Annotated in this window: 18 protein-coding genes; 8 read left to right on the top strand and 10 right to left on the bottom strand. The window is 61.2% G+C overall.

Annotated features, from left to right (window positions below):
- Entirely contained in the window at positions 1 to 672 is a 672-nt protein-coding gene (gene mupP, locus ACZRMO_RS04605) for an N-acetylmuramic acid 6-phosphate phosphatase MupP (protein WP_026136488.1), read from the top strand.
- Between the two features lie 187 nt (positions 673 to 859).
- The gene (locus tag ACZRMO_RS04600) at positions 860 to 1,600 is read left to right on the top strand and encodes a YciK family oxidoreductase (RefSeq protein ID WP_457293437.1); all 741 of its coding nucleotides are present in this window, start codon (positions 860 to 862) and stop codon (positions 1,598 to 1,600) included.
- Positions 1,601 to 1,754: 154 nt separating this feature from the next.
- On the opposite strand, the gene ACZRMO_RS04595 is transcribed toward ACZRMO_RS04600, so the two are convergent.
- Genes ACZRMO_RS04595 through ACZRMO_RS04570 form a run of 6 tightly spaced genes read right to left on the bottom strand, consistent with a single transcriptional unit; the run spans position 1,755 to position 7,915 of the window.
- On the bottom strand, positions 1,755 to 3,269 hold the full coding sequence (locus tag ACZRMO_RS04595; RefSeq protein ID WP_463972048.1) for an ABC transporter substrate-binding protein: 1,515 nt from the start codon (positions 3,267 to 3,269) through the stop codon (positions 1,755 to 1,757).
- Between the two features lie 32 nt (positions 3,270 to 3,301).
- Positions 3,302 to 4,273 (bottom strand): ABC transporter ATP-binding protein, encoded by a 972-nt coding sequence (locus ACZRMO_RS04590; protein ID WP_463972047.1) that lies wholly within the window; start codon positions 4,271 to 4,273, stop codon positions 3,302 to 3,304.
- Positions 4,270 to 5,226 carry an ABC transporter ATP-binding protein gene (locus ACZRMO_RS04585; protein WP_463972046.1) on the bottom strand — a complete coding sequence of 319 codons (957 nt, stop codon included), beginning with the start codon at positions 5,224 to 5,226 and terminating at the stop codon, positions 4,270 to 4,272. The genes ACZRMO_RS04590 and ACZRMO_RS04585 overlap by 4 nt, the downstream gene beginning before the upstream one ends.
- The gene (locus tag ACZRMO_RS04580; protein WP_463972045.1) at positions 5,223 to 6,080 is read right to left on the bottom strand and encodes an ABC transporter permease; all 858 of its coding nucleotides are present in this window, start codon (positions 6,078 to 6,080) and stop codon (positions 5,223 to 5,225) included. Before ACZRMO_RS04580 ends, ACZRMO_RS04585 begins: the two co-directional genes overlap by 4 nt.
- Entirely contained in the window at positions 6,077 to 7,024 is a 948-nt protein-coding gene (locus tag ACZRMO_RS04575; RefSeq protein ID WP_463972044.1) for an ABC transporter permease, read from the bottom strand. Before ACZRMO_RS04575 ends, ACZRMO_RS04580 begins: the two co-directional genes overlap by 4 nt.
- Before the next feature lie 3 nt (positions 7,025 to 7,027).
- Positions 7,028 to 7,915, bottom strand: coding sequence for a proline iminopeptidase-family hydrolase (locus tag ACZRMO_RS04570; RefSeq protein ID WP_463972043.1), 888 nt, complete (start codon positions 7,913 to 7,915; stop codon positions 7,028 to 7,030).
- A 183-nt stretch (positions 7,916 to 8,098) separates the two neighbouring features.
- On the opposite strand from ACZRMO_RS04570, the gene ACZRMO_RS04565 reads away from it, so the two are divergent.
- A complete protein-coding gene (locus ACZRMO_RS04565; RefSeq protein WP_463972042.1) occupies positions 8,099 to 8,863 on the top strand; it encodes a LuxR family transcriptional regulator in 765 nt (254 codons plus the stop codon).
- A gap of 94 nt (positions 8,864 to 8,957) precedes the next feature.
- Positions 8,958 to 9,890 (top strand): proline iminopeptidase-family hydrolase, encoded by a 933-nt coding sequence (locus ACZRMO_RS04560; RefSeq protein ID WP_463972041.1) that lies wholly within the window; start codon positions 8,958 to 8,960, stop codon positions 9,888 to 9,890.
- 102 nt (positions 9,891 to 9,992) lie between these two features.
- On the opposite strand, the gene ACZRMO_RS04555 is transcribed toward ACZRMO_RS04560, so the two are convergent.
- Positions 9,993 to 11,495, bottom strand: a complete 1,503-nt coding sequence (locus ACZRMO_RS04555) for a nucleobase:cation symporter-2 family protein (protein WP_463972040.1) — start codon at positions 11,493 to 11,495, stop codon at positions 9,993 to 9,995.
- Between the two features lie 172 nt (positions 11,496 to 11,667).
- Between ACZRMO_RS04555 and ACZRMO_RS04550 the strand changes: the two genes are divergently transcribed.
- Positions 11,668 to 12,615: a LysR family transcriptional regulator gene (locus ACZRMO_RS04550; protein ID WP_463972039.1), complete on the top strand. Its 948-nt coding sequence runs from the start codon at positions 11,668 to 11,670 to the stop codon at positions 12,613 to 12,615.
- Between the two features lie 143 nt (positions 12,616 to 12,758).
- The gene (locus tag ACZRMO_RS04545) at positions 12,759 to 13,592 is read left to right on the top strand and encodes a nucleoside-binding protein (RefSeq protein ID WP_463972038.1); all 834 of its coding nucleotides are present in this window, start codon (positions 12,759 to 12,761) and stop codon (positions 13,590 to 13,592) included.
- Between the two features lie 132 nt (positions 13,593 to 13,724).
- Here the strand turns inward: ACZRMO_RS04545 and punC are convergent, their stop codons facing one another.
- Complete coding sequence (punC, locus tag ACZRMO_RS04540; RefSeq protein WP_463972037.1) at positions 13,725 to 14,909, bottom strand: purine nucleoside transporter PunC; 1,185 nt, start codon at positions 14,907 to 14,909, stop codon at positions 13,725 to 13,727.
- 122 nt (positions 14,910 to 15,031) lie between these two features.
- On the opposite strand from punC, the gene punR reads away from it, so the two are divergent.
- Positions 15,032 to 15,940: a DNA-binding transcriptional activator PunR gene (gene punR, locus ACZRMO_RS04535; protein ID WP_463972036.1), complete on the top strand. Its 909-nt coding sequence runs from the start codon at positions 15,032 to 15,034 to the stop codon at positions 15,938 to 15,940.
- Positions 15,941 to 16,092: 152 nt separating this feature from the next.
- On the opposite strand, the gene ACZRMO_RS04530 is transcribed toward punR, so the two are convergent.
- On the bottom strand, positions 16,093 to 17,262 hold the full coding sequence (locus ACZRMO_RS04530) for an acetylornithine/succinylornithine family transaminase (RefSeq protein ID WP_463972035.1): 1,170 nt from the start codon (positions 17,260 to 17,262) through the stop codon (positions 16,093 to 16,095).
- A 102-nt stretch (positions 17,263 to 17,364) separates the two neighbouring features.
- Between ACZRMO_RS04530 and ACZRMO_RS04525 the strand changes: the two genes are divergently transcribed.
- A complete protein-coding gene (locus ACZRMO_RS04525) occupies positions 17,365 to 18,270 on the top strand; it encodes a LysR family transcriptional regulator (protein WP_463972034.1) in 906 nt (301 codons plus the stop codon).
- Here the strand turns inward: ACZRMO_RS04525 and ACZRMO_RS04520 are convergent.
- The gene (locus ACZRMO_RS04520) at positions 18,267 to 18,890 is read right to left on the bottom strand and encodes an HAD family hydrolase (protein ID WP_463972033.1); all 624 of its coding nucleotides are present in this window, start codon (positions 18,888 to 18,890) and stop codon (positions 18,267 to 18,269) included. The genes ACZRMO_RS04525 and ACZRMO_RS04520 overlap by 4 nt on opposite strands.
- Positions 18,891 to 19,067: the final 177 nt, after the last annotated feature.

The raw sequence follows: 19,067 nt of genomic DNA, 5'->3' as shown, positions 1-19,067 counted from the left end.
GTGAAGTTGCGAGCGGTTCTCTTCGATATGGACGGTACGCTGCTGGACACCGCGCCGGACTTTATCGCCATCTGCCAGGCCATGCGCGCCGACCGTGGCCTGGCGCCGATCAACGATGCGCACATCCGCGATGAAATCTCCGGCGGTGCGCGGGCGATGGTCGCCGTGACCTTTTCGATGGACCCGGAATCCCCAGGCTTTGAAGAGTTGCGCCTGGAGTTCCTGGAGCGTTACCTCAAGGGTTGCGCGGTGCACAGCAAACTGTTCGATGGCATGGCCGAACTGCTGGCGGACATCGAGAAGTCCAAACTGGTCTGGGGCGTGGTCACCAACAAGCCGCTGCGCTTTGCCGAACCGATCATGCAGCAACTGGGCCTGGCCGAGCGCTCGGCCCTGCTGATCTGCCCGGACCACGTGAAAAACAGCAAGCCGGACCCGGAGCCGATGATTCTGGCGTGCAAGATGCTCGACCTGGACCCGGCCAGCGTGTTGTTCGTGGGCGATGACCTGCGTGACATCGAGTCTGGCCGCGATGCCGGCACCCGCACCGCGGCGGTGACCTACGGCTATATCCACCCGGACGACAACCCGCGCAACTGGGGCGCCGACGTGGTGGTGGACCATCCGCTGGAACTGCGCAAGGTGCTGGATAACGCACTGTGCAGTTGCTGATAAAACACTGAGCCTACAGGTCAATGAAGATCCAAATGTGGGAGCGGGCTTGCTCGCGAAAACGGAGTGTCAGTCACAGATACTTCAACTGAACCACCGCATTCGCGAGCAAGCCCGCTCCCACAGGGGATCTTCACTGTTTTCAAGTCTGGTGTTTGCAACCTGTTGAATTTTGTCGAGGCTATTTATGTTTGATTACTCTGCACGTCCAGAACTGCTCAAAGACCGGGTGATCCTGGTCACCGGCGCCGGTCGCGGGATTGGCGCGGCAGCGGCAAAAACCTACGCCGCCCACGGCGCCACCGTGCTGCTGCTGGGCAAGACCGAAGCCAACCTGGCCCAGGTCTATGACGAAATCGAAGCAGCCGGCCAACCTCAGCCGGTGGTGATCCCCTTCAACCTGGAGACCGCCCTGCCCCATCAATACGATGAGCTGGCAGCGATGATCGAAAAGGAATTCGGCCACCTCGACGGCCTGCTGCACAACGCCTCGATCATCGGCCCACGTACGCCGATCGAGCAGTTGTCCGGTGAGAACTTCATGCGGGTGATGCACGTGAACGTCAACGCGATGTTCATGCTGACCAGCACCTTGCTGCCGCTGCTCAAGCTGTCCCAGGATGCGTCGGTGGTGTTTACCTCCAGCAGCGTCGGGCGCAAGGGTCGGGCGTACTGGGGGGCTTATGGTGTGTCGAAATTTGCCACTGAGGGTTTGATGCAGACCCTGGCGGATGAGCTTGAGGATGTGGCAGCGGTACGCTCCAACAGCATCAACCCAGGTGGCACACGCACCAGCATGCGCGCCCAGGCGTATCCGGGGGAGAACCCGATGGAGCGGCCGGCGCCGGAAGAAATCATGCCGGTGTACCTGTACCTGATGGGGCCGGACAGTGCTGGCATCAACGGCCAGGCGTTTGACGCGCAATAACACCTGACACACCACAGAACCAAATGTGGCCACAAAAAAATGTGGGAGCGGGCTTGCCCGCGATGGCGGAGTGTCAGGCGAGGTATTCGTCACTGACAGACCGCCATCGCAGGCAAGCCAGCTCCCACAGTTGATTTATGTTGTTGGTGAGGACTTAGTTTTTTACGACTTCTTCAAGGGTGAAACGCCCCAGCGGGTTTTGCAGGAAGTTGCTCACATTCTTGCGTGAGATGTTGATGTACGGGCTGTAGTACAAGTCAATCCAGTTCACATCCTGCTTCGCCAACTTCTGCAACTCCACATACATCTGCTCACGCTTGACCGGGTCGGCCTCGATCCGTGCGGCTGCCACCAGGTCCTTGACCTTGTCGTTCTTGTAGCGGGTCATGTAGTTCTGGTTGGTGTCGTGGCCCAGCACGAAGGTGGTCTTCTGGTCCGGGTCGAGGATGTCGTTGGTCCAGTACATCACCGAAATATCGTACTCACCGTCCACCAGCATCTGCCAGCTTTGGGTCGGGTCGACCTTTTGCAGGTTGGCGGTCACGCCGACCTTGGCCAACTGGTCCTTGATGATCACCGCGATCTGCTCATCGGCTTCGTTGCCGGCGTTGACCACGTAGTTGAGCTTCAAGTCCTTGGCGCCGGCATCGGCCAGCAGCTTCTTGGCGGCCGTCGGGTCATACGGGCGCTGCAGGTTGTTGGCGTAGTGGTACAGCGAGCCTTTGGGGATGTAGGAATAGGCAACGGTGCCTTGGCCGTAAGTGGCGGTCTTCACCAGCGATTGTTTGTCGATGGCCAGGTCCAGCGCCTGACGCACTTCGGGCTTGGCCAGCAGGCCGTGCTCGTGGTTGATCAGCAGGTGATCTTCACGGGTCGACGGATCGGCATGGATCACCACGTTCTTGTCTTTCTTCAGCTCTTCAACGCGGGAGAACGGCACGAAGATCGCCGTGTCCAGTTCGTTGTTCTGCACCATGCGCATGCGCGTGTTGTCGTCGGTCACGGAGACCCACTCCACGCCGTCCAGGCTGACGTTCTTGGCCTGCCAGAAGTTCGGGTTCTTCTTCAGGATCACGCGGTCGCCCTTGCGCCACTCGTCCACGGTAAACGCGCCGGAGGTTACCGGGTTTTCCGAGTAGGCGTCTTCGCCCATCTTGGTCATGGCCTTTTCCGACAGGATCGACACCGTCGGCGACGCCAGTTGCGAGAGGAAGGCTACAGCTGGGGTCTTGAGGGTGACCACCAGGGTCTTCGGATCGGCCGCCTTGGCGGTGTCGATCAGGCTGAACGGATCGCTCCACAGCGAGGCCTTGTTGTCACGGATGCGCAACAGGCTGAACGCCGCGTCGTCGGCGCTGATCGCCGAGCCATCGGAGAACTTCGCATCGCGCAGCTTGAAGGTGTAGGTCAGGCCGTCCTTGGAAATGTCCCAGCTTTCTGCCAGCCCCGGTTCCATTTTGGTGCCCAGGTTATCCACGCGTACCAGGGTGTCGTACACGTTGGCGAATACCCAGGTGTCACGGTTTTGCGCGCTTTTGATCGGGTCGAACGTGGTGCTGTCTTCACGGCAGCCGATGGTCAGTACACCGGCGGCTTGCGCCAACCCGGCAGTCAGGGACCATGCGGTCAATGTAGCGGCGGCGAGAGACTTCAAATGGCGCGATTGCATATCACAACTCCTTGTTAATGAATGGCAGAAGGTTAAAGCAACGGTTCTTCAAGCACGCAACTGTACCGATGCTCGTGCAGGAAATGGGTAGGCGGCAACACCACGGAACACATCGTTTGCGCATGCCGGCAACGCGGGTGAAAGGCGCAACCGGTAGGCAGGTTCAGTGGGCTTGGCGGCTCACCGGGCAAAGGCTCCGTAGGCAACGGCCGATGGGGATCGATCTCGGGAATCGCCTCGATCAACGCCGCCGTATAGGGATGGCGCGGCGCGGTGAAGACCGCTTCCACCGGCCCTTCCTCGACGATCTTGCCCAGGTACATCACCGCCACGCGGTCGCACAGGCGACGCACGATGGCCAGGTCATGGGCGATAAACAGGATCGCCAGGTTCATGCGCTGTTGCAGTTCCAGCAACAGGTTGATGATCTGGCCCTGGATCGACACATCCAGCGCCGCCACGCACTCATCGGCGATGATCAGGCGCGGCTCCACCGCCAATGCGCGGGCGATACCGACGCGCTGGCACTGGCCGCCGCTGAGGGAGCCGGGCTTGCGGCTGGCCAGTTCGGGGCGCAAGCCGACCAGGTCGAGTAGCTCATCGACGCGGCGCGGGATTTGGTCCGGCGTGACCTTGCGCTGCACCCGCAGGACCTCGGCGATGGTTTCGCCGATGGTGTGGCGCGGGTTCAGCGCCGCGTAGGGGTCCTGGAAGATCATCGCGGTTTCATGGCGCAGGCGGGCGATGTCGATAGGGCTGCCATGGGCCATGTCGATGCCATCGAACAGCACCTGCCCGGCGCTGATCGGATTGAGGTGCAGGATCGCCCGGCCCAGGGTGCTCTTGCCACTGCCGGACTCGCCCACCAGTCCCAGGGTTTCCCCCGCCGCCAGGTTCAGCGAAACACCGTTCACCGCCCTCACCCACTGCTTGTTCAACCCCAGGAAACCGCTGCCGGACGCGGCAAACTTCACCTCCAGGTCCTTGATCTGCAACAGGCTCATGCGTGCGCTCCCAACGGGTAGTGACAGGCCACGCGCGCACCTTGCGGTACCTGCTCAGTACACAAGGCGCCCACCTGCGGGCAACGCGGGTTGAAGCGGCAACCGGCGGGCAACGCATCAAGCAGCGGCGGCTGGCCGGCAATGGTGCGCAGCAAGGCGTGGCCGCTGCTGTGGGCCGGCTGGCAAGCGATCAGGCCGGCGGTATACGGGTGTTGCGGGCGCGCCAACAGGTCGTACTTGCTGCCCTGCTCGCACAGGCGCCCGGCGTACATCACCGCGATGGAATCACAGGTCTGCGCCACCACGCCAAGGTCGTGGGTGATCATGATGATCGACAGGCCGCGCCGGTCGCGCAGGTCCAGCAGCAGGCGCAGGATTTGTGCCTGCACGGTCACATCCAGGGCCGTAGTCGGCTCGTCGGCAATCAACACTTTAGGGTTGCAGCCCAAGGCGACGGCGATCATCGCGCGTTGGCGCATGCCCCCAGAAAACTCGTGGGGATAGTTGTCCACCCGCACCTGAGGGTCGGGAATGCCGACTTGGCGCAGCACCTCGATGGCTTGCCGACGCGCGTCTTTTTTCGACGCGCCCTGGTGCAGGCGAATGCCCTCGGCAATCTGCTCGCCGATGCGCATCAGCGGGTCGAGGTGGCTGCTGGGGTTCTGGAAGATCATGCCCAACTGTCCACCGCGTACGGCGCGCATGCCGGCATCGTCCAGCGTCAACAAATCCTGGCCGGCCAGCCGCACGCCACCACCTTGCACCCGCAGGTTCGGCGACGGCAACAAGCGCATGAGCCCGCGACAGGCCATGGTCTTGCCCGAGCCGCTTTCGCCCACCAGCCCGAGGATTTCGCCTTCGGCCAGGTCGAAGGACACACGGTCCACCAGCGTCACATCGCGCCCGGCGTTGTTGGCGATCACGCTCAGGTCCTGCACCTGCAACAGGCTCATGAGCGGTCCCCCAACACTTGCGCGACACCGTCGGCCAGCAGGCTGAAGCCCATGGCCAGGGTGACGATGGCCAGGCCCGGGAATGTACAGATCCACCAGGCCGTGGTGATAAACGCCTGCCCTTCGGCAACCATCGTGCCCCACTCGGCGGTTGGCGGTTGCACCCCCAGGCCCAGGTAACTCACGGCGGCGCCATTGAGCAGCACCAGCACCGCATCCGACATGGAAAATACAATGGAGCCGAACATCGCATTCGGCAGCAAATGCCGGAACAGAATGCGCCCATGGCCAAAGCCCAGGCTCTTGGCGGCCAGGGCAAAGTCGCTTTCCTTGAGCACCAGGATCTGCGAGCGGATCAACCGCGCATACGACACCCAGCCCACCAGCGCCATGGCGATATAAAAGCTCTTCAAGCCCGGCCCGAGGATGGCCATGATCGCCAGCATCAACACCAGGAACGGGAACGCCAGGATCACGTCGATCACGCGCATGCAAAAGCTGTCGAACCGCCCGCCGATGTAGCCGGAGACCGCGCCGACAAAGGTGCCGATCATAAATGGGAAAATCACCCCGACGATGGCCAGTTGCAGGTCGATGCGCGCGCCCCAGATCACTCGGGAGAGAATGTCGCGGCCATAGTTATCGGTACCGAAAGGATGGGCCAGGCTTGGGGCCAGCAAACTGAACTCGGTGTTCTGCGCAATCGGGTCGTAGGGGGCGATCCACGGCGCAAACAGTGCCAGGGCAAACCACAGCAACAGGATCAACAGGCCCCACGCAGCGGTCAGCCGGCCATTGCGAAAACCAAAGCGCAGGCGCAGGCGCCATGGGGCAATCAACGGGCGGCTGCTCATTGCATCTTCACCCGTGGGTCGAGGGCTACCGTCACCACGTCGGCAACAAAATTGACCAGTACCGTCGCGCAGGCCAGCACCATCGCCACGCCCTGCACCACCATGTAGTCGCGGGTAAAGATGCCGCGCACCAGCAATTGGCCGATGCCGGGGATGGCGAACAGGCTTTCGATCACCACCGTGCCGCTGATCAGCCAGCCGATATTCACCGCCAGCAGGTTGACCGCCGGCACCAGGGAATTGGGCAGCACGTGTCGGCGAAACACCGCCGCTTCCGACAACCCGCGCGCCCGGGCGGCGGTGACGTGATCGGCCTGCAACTCCATCAACATGCTCGCCCGCAGGTTGCGAACCAGCACCGCCGACAGCGCCAGGGCAATGGTCAGGCACGGCAAGACCATGTGATGCGCCTTGTCGAGAAAGGTGCGGCCGTAGCCAGACACCGGAAACAGACCCCACTTCACACTCAGCAGCAGGATCAGCATCAACCCCAGCCAGAACGCCGGCATCCCCAGGCCGACCGTGGTGAACACACGGATCAGGTTGTCCACCCAGCCGCCCTTGTTGCGTGCCGCCAGGGTGGCCAGCGGCACCGCGATCAACAGCGCCAGCAGCACGCTACCGAGCACCAGCACCAGGGTCGGTTCGATGCGGGTGACGATCAGCTTCAGGGCATCGACCTTGTACAGCAGCGATTGGCCGAGATCACCCTTGAGCAGGTTCTTCAGGAAGTAGAAATATTGCAGCCACAACGGCTGATCGAGGCCGTACTGGGCGCGGATTTTCAGCAGCGCGTCCGGTGTGCTGCGCGAGCCCAGCAAGGCGCGCGCCGGATCGCCGGGGATCGAGCGCACCAGGATAAAGGTGATCAGGCTGATGCCAAACAACACCGGCAGCAATTGCAGCGGCCGGGACAGCACAAAACGGTAGCGCGCCAGATTCATCCGTCAGCCTCGGTGACGCGCGAGGAAGTCCAGCAACACCGGGAAATAAGCCTGGGGCTCTTCGTAAAACGGCATATGGCTGCTGTTGGGAAACACGTGCAGCTCGGCATGCTTGACCGCCATCTTCATGCGCATCGCACAGGCCGGGGTGAGTTCGTCGTGCTGGCCGGTGGTGATCAGCGTGGGCATCTTGAAGGTGGCCATCTCGGGGATGCGGTTCCAGTCCTTGAGGTTGCCGACATAGAGGAACTCGTTGGGCCCCTGCATGGTTTCGTAAGGGCCCATGTTCCAGTCGCCGAGGGAGCGCTTGACCGGCTCGGGCCATTCGTCCAGGCGGCACACGTGGCGATAGTTGAGCAAAGTGATGGCGGCCTGGTACTGCGGATGGTCGAGGGTGCCCATGGCTTCGTGGCGCTGCATCATTGCCACGGTTTCACTGCCGAGGGCGCCGCGCAGGCGTTCAAGCTCTTGGGACAGGTGCGGAATGTCACCGACGGTGTTTTCGAGGATCAGGCTTTTCAGTGCATCGGGGTAATGGATGGCGTATTCGATGCCGAGCCAACCGCCCCAGGAATGCCCGAGCAGATGCACGCGCCCAAGGCCCAGGGTTTGGCGCACGGTTTCGACTTCTTCGACATAACGGCGGATTTCCCACAAGGAAACATCGGTCGGTCTGGCTGATGCGCCAGTGCCAAGCTGGTCGAATGCTACCACTCGCAGGTTATGGTCCTTGAGCCAGCCATGGGCGTCGCGCAAGTAGTCACACGGCAGACCCGGGCCGCCGTTGAGGCACAAGAGCACCTCATCGCCTTCGCCGAAGCTGTAGACCACGAGGTTATGGCCGTCGACTTGCACGTTGTACTGCTGGTCGGGGGCAATTTCACGCCACATGCATACATTCCTTGTGTGGTATCGGCCTGGCTGGCAGCGGCCGTTGATCAGGCCAACACTACCGAGGATGCCGTGCGTCCATAACCTAGTATTTCTTATAGGTTTGGCCTGGCAGTCCTTCGCCGGGGCGTGGCATTCTACTTGCCGCAAGTCGAGATTCAAATGAATTCGGGAGCAGAACGGATGCTGGCCAAGCTTACTGCCTTCAATAACCGTCTGATGCCGGGCAGGAGCCTGGACGAACAGATGGACAACACCTTTATCCTTGCCCAACAGTTGGGCTTCGATGCGCTGGTGTACGACTACACCCCGGTGCCCATGGACCATGACGGCGCCTTGATCACCCCCTCGGTACTGGAACTGCGCAACACGCCGCCCGACTGGCACGCGTTGTGGTGTGGCGAAGGGTTCTACCAGATTGACCCGGTGCAGCACCTGGCCTTGAGCACGGTATCGCCATTTGTCTGGTCCTACGAGGCCAAAGCCCAGACGGCCCTGCAAAAGATCATCGACCCCTGCCACGCCCCTGTGTCCTCGTACCTGCATGAACGCCAACTGACCTGCGGCGTCAGCGTGCCCATCCACTTGCCACGCGGTGGCTTCGCCTCGTTGACCGGCTTGCGCATCGGCAAGGCCCGCAGTGTGTTGCAGGATGCCCAGCAGACCCTGGCGGATTTCAGCCTGATCACCCACGCCTTGCAGGAAGCGGCCTACCCGCTATTCAGCAAAGAGCTACGCACATACCCGCATATCCACCTGACCAAACGCGAGCGCGAATGCCTGAAATGGGCCGCCGACGGCCTCACCGCCGCTGAAATCGCCACGCAATTGAGCCGTTCACTGGCAGTGGTCACCCTGCACCTGGCCTCGGCGATGCACAAGCTGGGGGCCAAGAACCGCGTCCAGGCGGTGGTGCGCGCCACCCATTACCGCCTGTTGGAAGATTGACCGATGGGTAAAACCTAGCTGTTTTGCTAGTTACCTAAATCTGGCGTGCCGACTATCGTGTCCCTGATCCTTTTTCCAAAGAGCAGGGTACGAAATGGAATTCATCGAACAGATCCGCGAAGGGTATGCGGCTTTTGGCGCCTACCAGACCTGGTACCGCGTCACCGGCGACCTGACCACCGGCCGCACGCCGCTGGTGATCATCCACGGCGGCCCCGGTTGCACCCATGACTATGTCGACGCCTTCAAGGACGTCGCAGCCAGCGGCCATGCCGTGATCCATTACGATCAACTGGGCAACGGCCGCTCCACCCACCTGCCGGACAAAGACCCTTCATTCTGGACCGTCGACCTGTTCCTGGACGAACTGGACAACCTGCTCGACCACCTGAACATCCGCGATAACTACGCGATTCTCGGCCAGTCCTGGGGCGGCATGCTCGGCAGCGAACACGCGATCCGCCAGCCCAAGGGCCTGCGCGCGTTTATCCCGGCCAACTCGCCGACGTGCATGCGCACCTGGGTCAGCGAAGCCAACCGCCTGCGTAAGTTATTGCCCGAAGGCGTGCATGAAACCCTGCTCAAGCACGAAGCCGCCGGCACCTATCAAGACCCGGAATACCTCGCCGCCTCGCGGATTTTCTATGACCAGCACGTGTGCCGCGTCAATCCGTGGCCGGAAGAAGTCGCGCGCACCTTTGCCCAAGTCGACTCGGACCCCACGGTGTACCACGCCATGAGCGGCCCGACCGAGTTCCACGTGATCGGCAGCTTGAAGGATTGGAAATCGATTGGCCGGTTGTCGGCGATCAATGTGCCGACCCTGGTGATCTCCGGGCGGCATGACGAGGCCACGCCATTGGTGGTCAAGCCGTTCCTGGATGAAATTGCGGATGTGCGCTGGGCGCTCTTTGAAGACTCCAGCCACATGCCCCATGTCGAAGAACGCCAGGCGTGTATGGGCACTGTGGTGAAGTTTTTGGATGAGGCGTGCTCAGTCCCGTTCAAAACTCTCAAGGCCGGGTGAGTTCCCAATGTGGGAGCGGGCTTGCTCGCGAAAGCGGTGGGTCAGCTTGCACATGTACTAGCTGATCTACCGCTTTCGCGAGCAAGCCCGCTCCCACATTTTTCAAACCTCAGTGGTCTCGGGCTTTGCGCTCTTCTTTTGGACATCCGCCACCAACGGAATCTCCTTGCCCTCAGCATCAAACAGCTTGCCGCCCCGGAAGTAATCCCCGTCGCGCAACGCGGCCACATCGTGGAAACACAAACTGCGCTCCGTCCCCGCCACAAACACCGATTGCTGGTCCGAGTTACCGGCAGTGAAGTGGTTGAACGCCAGGTTCAGCAGGATCGCCATGATCGCCGACGAACTGATCCCCGAGTGGAAAATGGTCGCGAACCAGGTCGGGAAATGATCATAGAAGCTTGGAGCGGCAATCGGGATCATGCCAAAACCGATGGAAGTGGCGACGATGATCAGGTTCATGTTATTGCGATAGTCCACCTTCGACAGCGTACGGATACCGCTGGCCGCCACGGTGCCAAACAGCACAATGCCCGCCCCGCCCAGCACTGAAGTCGGCACCGCTGCGATCACCCGCCCCATAAATGGCAACAGGCCGAGGATCACCAGGAACAACCCGCCCGTCGCCACCACAAAGCGGCTCTTCACCCCGGTAACCGCCACCAGTCCTACGTTCTGGGCGAAGGCACTCTGGGTGAACGAGCCAAAGATCGGCGCGAACATGCTCGACAGCATGTCGGCGCGCAAACCATTGCCCAAGCGCTTGGAATCGACCTTGGTGTCAATAATCTCGCCCACCGCGAGGATATCCGCCGAGGTTTCCACCAGCGTCACCATCACCACGATGCACATGGAGATGATCGCGGCCACATGGAAGGTTGGCATGCCGAAATGGAAGGGTGTGGGGAAACCGAACATCGGCCCCTGGGTCACCCCGGAGAAGTCAGCCATACCCAGGAACACGGCAATCACGGTGCCGATCACCATCGCCAGCAGGATCGACAGACGGGAGATGGTCGCGCTGCCGATCTTGCTCAACAGCAACACCAGCATCAGCGTCAACGCGGCCAGGCCGATATTGGACATGCTGCCAAAATCCGCCGCGCGGCTGTTGCCGCCCATCGCCCAACGCGCCGCAACGGGCATCAGGGTCAGGCCGATGGTGGTGATGACGATACCGGTCACCAGGGGCGGGAAGAATTTGGTTATTCGCGAGAACACCGGGGTAATCAACAGCCCGATGAACGACGCGGCCATCACCGCCCCGAGAATCGCCGGCACCCCGCCGGCGCCATCACTGCCGACGATCGCCACCATAGTGGCCACACCGGCAAACGACACGCCCTGCACCAGCGGCAACTGACAACCAAAAAACGGTAAACCCAAGGTTTGCAACAACGTGGCCAGGCCACCGGCAAACAGCGACGCGGCGATCAACAAGCCAATGTCTGCCGGCGACAACCCGGCCGCCTGGCCGACGATCAGCGGAACGGCAACGATGCCGCCGTACATGGTAAGCACATGCTGCAGGCCGTAAGCCATGTTGGCGGCGACGCCGAGATTTTCATCTTCAGGCCGCTGCGGTGACGCCTTCGGGATAGTCATGGTGAGGGGATCTCTGTTTTTGTTGTGCAATCACTGTATGCAAAGGAAACACGGGATGTCCATAGAGTTGTATACAATCAATTCCACAACAAGCTTGTAATCATCGTTACAAAAATCCATTCAGCCGCCCTATCCCATGGCCTGAAGACCTGCGCAAAAGGACCTGAAAAAAATGCTCAACCGCAAACTGCGCATCCACGCCCCGGCGATCTATTACTTCGACATGGTGCGGCGCTGCCATTCGATCCGCGAAGCCGCGCGGCGCTTGAACGTGGCGTCATCGGCGGTGAATCGGCAGATCCTCAAGCTGGAAGATGAGATGGGGGCGACGCTGTTTGATCGCTTGCCGGGCGGCCTGCGTGTGACGGCGGCCGGCGAAATCCTCACGCGCCACATCACGCTGCTGTTGCAGGATGTGGAACGGGTGCGCGGTGAACTGGATGGATTACACGGGGTGCAAACCGGCCATGTGGAGATCGCCACAGTGGAAGGGGCTGCCGTCGAACTGCTGCCCGCCGCCCTCAAGCGCATGCGCGAGCGCTATCCAAAGGTGACGATTGGCGTCACGGTGCAAGGCTCGCAGTCCATTCCCAGCGCAGTGGTCAATGGCCAGGCGGATTTGGGACTGGCTTTTGCCCTACCTCGCGGTGGCGAAATCACCCAACTGTGTATCGGCCATTTCCGCCTCGGCGCGTTGATGACACCGAGCCATGCGTTGGCCGGCGAAAGTCATGTCAGCTACGCACAGTGTTGCGAACACGGAGTGATCCAGGCCAAGAGCGAGCTGTCGGTGCATCACCTGATCGCCCCGCTGCACAAGCGTGCTGCGCCGAACAAGGCGCTGCTGCACAGTAACTCCATGGAGTTGGCCCGGCAGTTGGCACGCCAGCAATTGGGCATTGCCTTCCAGACCCGCATTGGCATCGAGGCCGACCTGGCACGTGGCGAATTGCTGCATATCCCCTTGAGTGACCAGGGTGGAATCTTCAGCGACCTGGGCGTGTGTGCGCGCAAAGACCGCGACTTGCCCGTGGCAGTGCAAGCGTTGGCGCATCTGCTGGGTGAAGAAATTGCCTTGCGCGAACGCGATGAAATGAGCGCGGCCCCGCGTATTTCCTGACTTCCAGGGCAGCCCAGCTGCTGCCGTTTCGGCATCGGCCCAGGCGAGATTCTGTTCTTTGGCGTGCGCCATCCTTGTGTCGATACTGCGCCCGGCGACCCCTGCAAGGTCGCCATGAGCCAAACGCCAAAGGAATTAAAACAATGAAAAAGGCACTGCACGGCGCGACCGTATTGCTCACCCTCCTCGGCGGCGGGGAGGCTGTCGCGGTGGAATGGATGAACAACAGCGTAGGATTCCGCTACGGCCAACAGTTCACTAATCCGAACAACCCCGACGAATTCAGCAAGCGTATCTACAGCTTCACCCATGCCAGCGGCTACACGTACGGCAGCAACTTTCTCAACCTGGACGTGTTCCTGTCCGACAGCAGTGACCCGCGCAAGGGCACCGATCACGGCGGCAGCGAAGTGTACGCGGTGTATCGACACCAGCTGTACGCGTCACGGGTGTTCGATGTGCCGTTGGGCACCGGGCTGGTCAAGGATTACGCGCTGACCCTGGGCTTCGATGCCAACCGCAACAACAACTTCGCCTCGGCGAAAAAACGTGCGGTGGTGGTCGGCCCCACCTTGAAGTTCAACACCGTCGGCGTGTTGGATCTGAGCCTGCTGTACTACAAGGAAAAGAACCACACCGGCATTCCCGGCGCGCAAGAGTCGAACCACACCTTCGACGACACCTACATGCTCAACCTGACCTGGATGCGCCCCTTCGAAATCGCCAACCACGCGGCGAAATTCCAGGGTTTCATCAACTACGTCGGTGAAAAAGGCAAGGACTACCACGGCCGCGACACTGCGCCCGAAGCGCTGATGCGCGGTGCACTGATGGTGGCGGTGCTTCCGGGGAAAAACGTGAAGCCGAACCTCTATCTCGGGGTGGGTTACGAGTATTGGCACAACAAGTTCGGGGTGGACGGCGGCCGGGGTAGCCGCACGTCGACGCCAACGGTGAATATGGAAGTGACGTTCTAGATCTCTACTGGCGAACCCGGATCAAAATGTGGGAGCTGGCTTGCCTGCGATGCTGGCGACTCGGTGTTTCAGATACACCGAGGTGATGCTATCGCAGGCAAGCCAGCTCCCACAGTTGATCGCATTACACTTCTAAGCTTGTGCCAGCTTCGAACCGTCAGCCTTCGGCCGCGCCAACCAGTACCCCAACACCGCCAACGGCGCGGTCGCCAACATCACGATCACGGTAATCAGCAACGGTTGGTCAATCATCGACGACACCAACAGGCTGCTGAGAAAACACAGTCCCAGTTGCAGGGTGTTTTGCAGCGCCGCCGCCTTGCCAGAATTTTCCGCAAACGGCATCAGCGCATTCGCCACCACAATCGGGTAGCTGGCACCGTTGACCAGCGCCATCAGGCAGAACGGAATCAGCAAGGTGGTGAGGGTTGGTACGGTCAGTGTCGCGACCAGGTACAGCGCCACCATGCTGATGCAATACGCCACCAGCAACCAGGGCAACAGGGTCTTGCCCTGGAAGCGCTGCAAGGCGCTGCGGCAACTGTAGCCCCCCACCAGAAACGCCAATGTCGGCAGCACATAGCTCAGGCCAATATCATTCGGGCTGTAGCCCATATCGCCGAGGATAAAGGGCGAAGCCGTCAGCCAGGCGAAGAAACTGGCCGAACACGCGGCAAAGATCATCACGTTGCCGGTGAACACCCGAGAGCTGAGCAATTGGCCATAGCCGAGGCGCGAAGGTGCGCCCTCTTCTGCCGGACGTTTCGGCATACGGCGCAGGAGCAATGTCGGCAGCAGCAACAGCAGCGACACCCCCAGCAACACGCCAAAGATCGCCTGCCAACCAAAGTGATTCAACACGATCGCCCCCAACAACGGCGCCAACGCGGGCGACAGGGACATCAGCGGCATGATGCTGGCGAACACGCGGTGGGCCTTCTCAGCCGGATAGCGGTCGATCACCAGTGCCTGCCAGCTCACGGCGGCGGAACATACGCCAATCGCCTGGATAAAACGCAGCGCGAGCAGTTGCGACGCGGTCTCGACCCAGAACATGCCCGCGCAACCGAGCACGAACAGGCTCAAGCCGGCGAGCAGAATCGGCTTGCGCCCCAGGCGGTCGGACAATGGCCCCCACAGCAACTGCCCTACCGCGAAGCCGGCGAGAAAAATACTCAAGCTGGCGCCCACCGCGCCCGCGCCAATCTGCAATTGCTCGCCCATGGCGCCGAACGCCGGCAAGTACATGTCCATGGCGAGATAGCCGAGCATGCTCAGCCCCGCCAGATACCAAGTGAAACCAAAAGAGTTTTTCATCGAAGCCTTGTTAATCCTGCCATCAAACTATTTGCTGACTGGCGCCCATTATGAAGCTGACAGTTTCTGTGTGAAGCGATAATAATTGAACACTCTTATCAATAAATTTGAAGGCAACGGCCATGTGGTCCGAATACTCCCTGGATGTAGTCGATGCGGTGGCACGCCACGGTAGCTTCAGCGCCGCAGCGCAGGAATTGAACCGCGTGCCGTCGGCCATCAGCTATACAGTGCGTCAGATTGAGGAGTGGCTGGCGGTGCCGTTGTTCGTGCGTCGGCACCGCGATGTCGAGTTGACTGCCGCCGGGCGCCTGTTTGTCGACGAGACACGGGGCGTGATGAAAAAAATGCTCGGCACCCGGCGCTTGTGCCAGCAGGTGGCCAATGGCTGGAGCGGCCAGTTGAAAGTGGCGGTGGACTCCATCGTCAAACCCCAGCGCTGTCGGCAGTTGGTGCTGGATTTCTATCGGCAGTTTCCCGAGGTGGAATTGCTGCTGGAGTACGAGGTGTACAACGGCGTGTGGGACGCCCTGGCCGACGAGCGCACTGATATCGTGATCGGCGCCACCAGCGCAGTGCCGGTGGCCAGTCACTTCACCTTTCGTGACATGGGCCTGTTGAACTGGCTGTGCGTGGTCAGCGCGCGGCATCCGTTGGCGGCCGTGGAAGGCTTGCTCAGTGACGATCAACTGCGGCCCTTTGCCTCGCTGTGCATGACCGACACCTCGCGCAACCTGCCCAAGCGCGACACCTGGACCCTGGATAACCAACGCCGGCTGGTGGTGCCGAATTGGGCCTCGGCCATCGATTGCCTGCGCGACGGCCTGTGCGTCGGCATGGCGCCAGCACATCAGGTGTTGCCGTGGATCGAACGCGGTGAGTTGGTGGCGTTGCAGTTGAGCCGGCCGTTTCCGGCCAGCCCATCGTGTGTAGCCTGGGCGCAGAGCAAGTTGTCGCCGGCGATGGCTTGGTTGTTGGAGTACCTGGGGGACAAGGAGACGATGAATCAGGAATGGCTCAATGGCCTCTGAAACATATGGGTATCCCTATGTGGGAGCGGCGGTGCGACGATTCGACTTGCTCGCGAAGGCTGTGTATCAGACACGGATTTATTCACTGATACACCGCCTTCGCGAGCAAGCCCGCTCCCACACAAGCCCGCTCCCACATTTTTTGATTGGGGTTAGTCCAACAAGCGGGTGATGGCCCGTACGATCATCTCAACCTCTTTGGCATCCAGGGTCAGCGGCGGCAACAGGCGAATGATCTTGCCCCGTGTCACGTTGATCAACAAGCCATGCTCCTGCGCCGCACGCTGGGCCAGGTCACGATAGGGGCTGGCCAGCTCGATGCCGATCATCAAGCCCTGGCCACGAATCGCCAGCACCTGTGGGTGCTCACTCAACTCTACCCGCAGCCGGGCCAGCAGGCGCTCGCCCTGTTGCGCAGCGTTCCGGAGCAAACCTTGCTCTTCAATAATATCCAGCACCGTGCAGCCTACGCGGCAGGCCAGCGGATTGCCGCCAAAGGTGCTGCCGTGACTGCCCGGGGTGAACAGCTGCGCCACCGCCGACCGCGCCAGGCAGGCGCCGATGGGCACGCCGTTGCCAAGGCCTTTGGCCAGGGTCATCACATCCGGGAGAATGCCTTCGTGCTGGAACGCAAACCAGGTGCCAGTGCGGCCGATGCCGGTCTGTATTTCGTCGAGCATCAGCAGCCAACCGTGGCGTGTACAGTGATCACGCAGGGCGTGTAGATAGCCGGGCGGTGCGGGCAGCACGCCACTTTCGCCCTGGATGGGTTCCAACAGGACGGCGGCGATACGCGCGCCGTACGCCTTGGTGATCGCCTCGATCGCCGCGATATCACCAAACCCCACCTTGATAAAATCCCCCGGCAGGCGCTGGAAGCCCAGCCGCACCGATGGCCCGTCGCTGGCCGCCATGGTGCCCAGGGTGCGGCCGTGGAAGGCGTTTTCCATCACCACCACCAACGGCTCTTCGATGCCCTTTTTCCAGCCATGCAAGCGCGCCAGTTTCAGCGCCGTCTCGTTGGCCTCGGCGCCGGAGTTGTTGAAGAACGCGCGGTCGAGGCCGGACAACCGGGCCAGACGCTGGGCCAAGCGTTGTTGCCAGTCGATGTTGTAGAGATTGGAGGTGTGCAGCAGCAGTCCTGCCTGCTCACTAATGGCACTCACCAGTCGGGGATGGGAATGCCCCACATTGGTCACCGCCACACCCGCCACCGCGTCCAGGTATTCGCGGCCTTGCTGGTCCCACAGGCGCGTGCCCAGACCACGGGTAAAACTCAGGGCCAAGGGTTGATAAGTGGTCATCAAGCAGGTGGCGGTCATGGTTGCAGCTCCAATACATCGTTGTGATGCTTGCAGTATCGTTAGCCACCTGAGCTGGATAAACTGCGCTTTCATGCAATGACTTTGAACCAGGACTTGATAATGGATTTGTTCCAGGCGATGTCGGTGTACGTAAAAGTCGTGGAAACCGGCAGCATGACCGCCGCCGCACAGGCCTGCGGGATGTCGACCACCATGGTCGGCAATCACCTGCGCGCCCTCGAACAGCGCCTCGGGGTCAGCCTGCTCAAGCGCACCACGCGTAAACAGAGCCTCACGGAATTCGGCGGGCAGTATTACCAGCGTTGCCTGGAAGTGCTGGGGCTGGTGGCCGACTCCGAGCAACTCGCCGAGCAGGCCCACAGCGACGTGCCCAAAGGCACCCTGCGCATCACCGCGCCACCGGCCTTTGGCACCGAGCGCCTGGCCCCGGCCTTGAGCGAATTTTCCCAGCGCTACCCGCTGATCAAGCTCTATGTCGTACTCAGCAACCAGCGCATGGACATGGTCGACAGCGGCTTCGACGTCGCCATCCGCCTGGGCGACCTGGAACCCTCCAGCCTGATCGCCCGCCCCATGCAGGATTACACCATCACCCTGTGTGCCTCGCCGAGCTACCTGGCGCGACGCGGCACGCCGCAAACCCCCGACGACCTGCAACAGCACGACTGCCTGGCATTCGCCTACCCCTCCACCGACGATTGGCGCAACGCCGACAAGCTCTGGCGCATGAGCGGCGCCGAAGGCGAAGTGGAAATTCCAGTGTCCGGCTCGCTGACCATCAACAGCTCGCAAGCGCTGCGCCAGGCTGCCGTGCAAGGCATGGGCATCGTCATGCTGCCCGATGCCCTGGTGCAACCCGACTTGCAGGACGGCAAGCTGACGGCCTTGCTGACCGCCTATCAACTGCCCAGCCGCCCCATGCACTTGCTGTACGGCCAGGACCGTTATCGCCTGCCAAAACTGCGGGCGTTCGTCGATTTCGCCATGGAGAAATGGACGCGCTAGAAACCCACCCCCAACTCCCGCAGGCAGGCGGCGGTGTGCTCGGCAGATACGTGGTGAATGCCCTGCCAGCCCAGGGCTACCGCCGCCTCGATATTGCCGGCCACATCATCGATGAACACCACCTCCGCCGGCTGGATATCCGGCAGGTGGGCGCGTATCTGGTTGAGGCTCGCGTGGTAGATCGCCGCGTCGGGCTTGATCAACCGCAGTTCGCCGGACACCACGATGTCGCGAAAACACTGCAGGAACGGGTAGTTGGCCCGCGCATAGGGAAAGGTCTCGGCCGACCAGTTGGTGAGCCCGAACAACGGCATGTTGGCCTGGTGCAATGCCTTGAGGATCGCCACGCCTTCCGCCAGCGGACCGCGCAGCATCTCGTGCCAACGCGCGTAATAGGCTCGGATCAACGCTTCATGATGGGGGTGCTGCTCGACCAGGCTGCGGGTGCCTTCAGCCAATGAACGGCCCGCGTCCTGCTCGGTGTTCCAGGCCTGGGTGCAGATGGTGTCGAGGAACCATTGCCGTTCGCGGTCGTCGGCAATCAGTTTGCGGTACAGATGGTGCGGGTTCCAATCGAACAGGACACCGCCGAAATCAAAAACTACTGCACGAATCGTCATCAGATCCTCCGTTAGCGTGAGTGATAGCTAGCGGAGTCTGGCAGATCGGATAGACCAAGCGCGCTCAAAAAAGCGTAAGAAAGTTCTGAGAACACACAAAACAAATGTGGGAGCGGGCTTGCCCGCGAAAGCGGTGCATCAGTCGCCTTATTCAGCGCCTGACACTCCGTATTCGCA

It is taken from the genome of Pseudomonas sp. B611 (assembly GCF_055407965.1).
Note: the sequence above shows the minus strand (reverse complement) of the source record. Positions and strands in the feature narration are given on the sequence as shown.

Bases quoted from the DNA above. Each gene is read 5' to 3' on its own strand.
- ACZRMO_RS04600 (WP_457293437.1), top strand. From the start codon at position 860: ATGTTTGATTACTCTGCACGTCCAGAACTGCTCAAAGACCGGGTGATC.
- ACZRMO_RS04595 (WP_463972048.1), bottom strand. From the start codon at position 3,269: ATGCAATCGCGCCATTTGAAGTCTCTCGCCGCCGCTACATTGACCGCA.
- ACZRMO_RS04590 (WP_463972047.1), bottom strand. From the start codon at position 4,273: ATGAGCCTGTTGCAGATCAAGGACCTGGAGGTGAAGTTTGCCGCGTCC.
- ACZRMO_RS04585 (WP_463972046.1), bottom strand. From the start codon at position 5,226: ATGAGCCTGTTGCAGGTGCAGGACCTGAGCGTGATCGCCAACAACGCC.
- ACZRMO_RS04580 (WP_463972045.1), bottom strand. From the start codon at position 6,080: ATGAGCAGCCGCCCGTTGATTGCCCCATGGCGCCTGCGCCTGCGCTTT.
- ACZRMO_RS04575 (WP_463972044.1), bottom strand. From the start codon at position 7,024: ATGAATCTGGCGCGCTACCGTTTTGTGCTGTCCCGGCCGCTGCAATTG.
- ACZRMO_RS04570 (WP_463972043.1), bottom strand. From the start codon at position 7,915: ATGTGGCGTGAAATTGCCCCCGACCAGCAGTACAACGTGCAAGTCGAC.
- ACZRMO_RS04565 (WP_463972042.1), top strand. From the start codon at position 8,099: ATGCTGGCCAAGCTTACTGCCTTCAATAACCGTCTGATGCCGGGCAGG.
- ACZRMO_RS04560 (WP_463972041.1), top strand. From the start codon at position 8,958: ATGGAATTCATCGAACAGATCCGCGAAGGGTATGCGGCTTTTGGCGCC.
- ACZRMO_RS04555 (WP_463972040.1), bottom strand. From the start codon at position 11,495: ATGACTATCCCGAAGGCGTCACCGCAGCGGCCTGAAGATGAAAATCTC.
- ACZRMO_RS04550 (WP_463972039.1), top strand. From the start codon at position 11,668: ATGCTCAACCGCAAACTGCGCATCCACGCCCCGGCGATCTATTACTTC.
- ACZRMO_RS04545 (WP_463972038.1), top strand. From the start codon at position 12,759: ATGAAAAAGGCACTGCACGGCGCGACCGTATTGCTCACCCTCCTCGGC.
- punC (WP_463972037.1), bottom strand. From the start codon at position 14,909: ATGAAAAACTCTTTTGGTTTCACTTGGTATCTGGCGGGGCTGAGCATG.
- punR (WP_463972036.1), top strand. From the start codon at position 15,032: ATGTGGTCCGAATACTCCCTGGATGTAGTCGATGCGGTGGCACGCCAC.
- ACZRMO_RS04530 (WP_463972035.1), bottom strand. From the start codon at position 17,262: ATGACCGCCACCTGCTTGATGACCACTTATCAACCCTTGGCCCTGAGT.
- ACZRMO_RS04525 (WP_463972034.1), top strand. From the start codon at position 17,365: ATGGATTTGTTCCAGGCGATGTCGGTGTACGTAAAAGTCGTGGAAACC.
- ACZRMO_RS04520 (WP_463972033.1), bottom strand. From the start codon at position 18,890: ATGACGATTCGTGCAGTAGTTTTTGATTTCGGCGGTGTCCTGTTCGAT.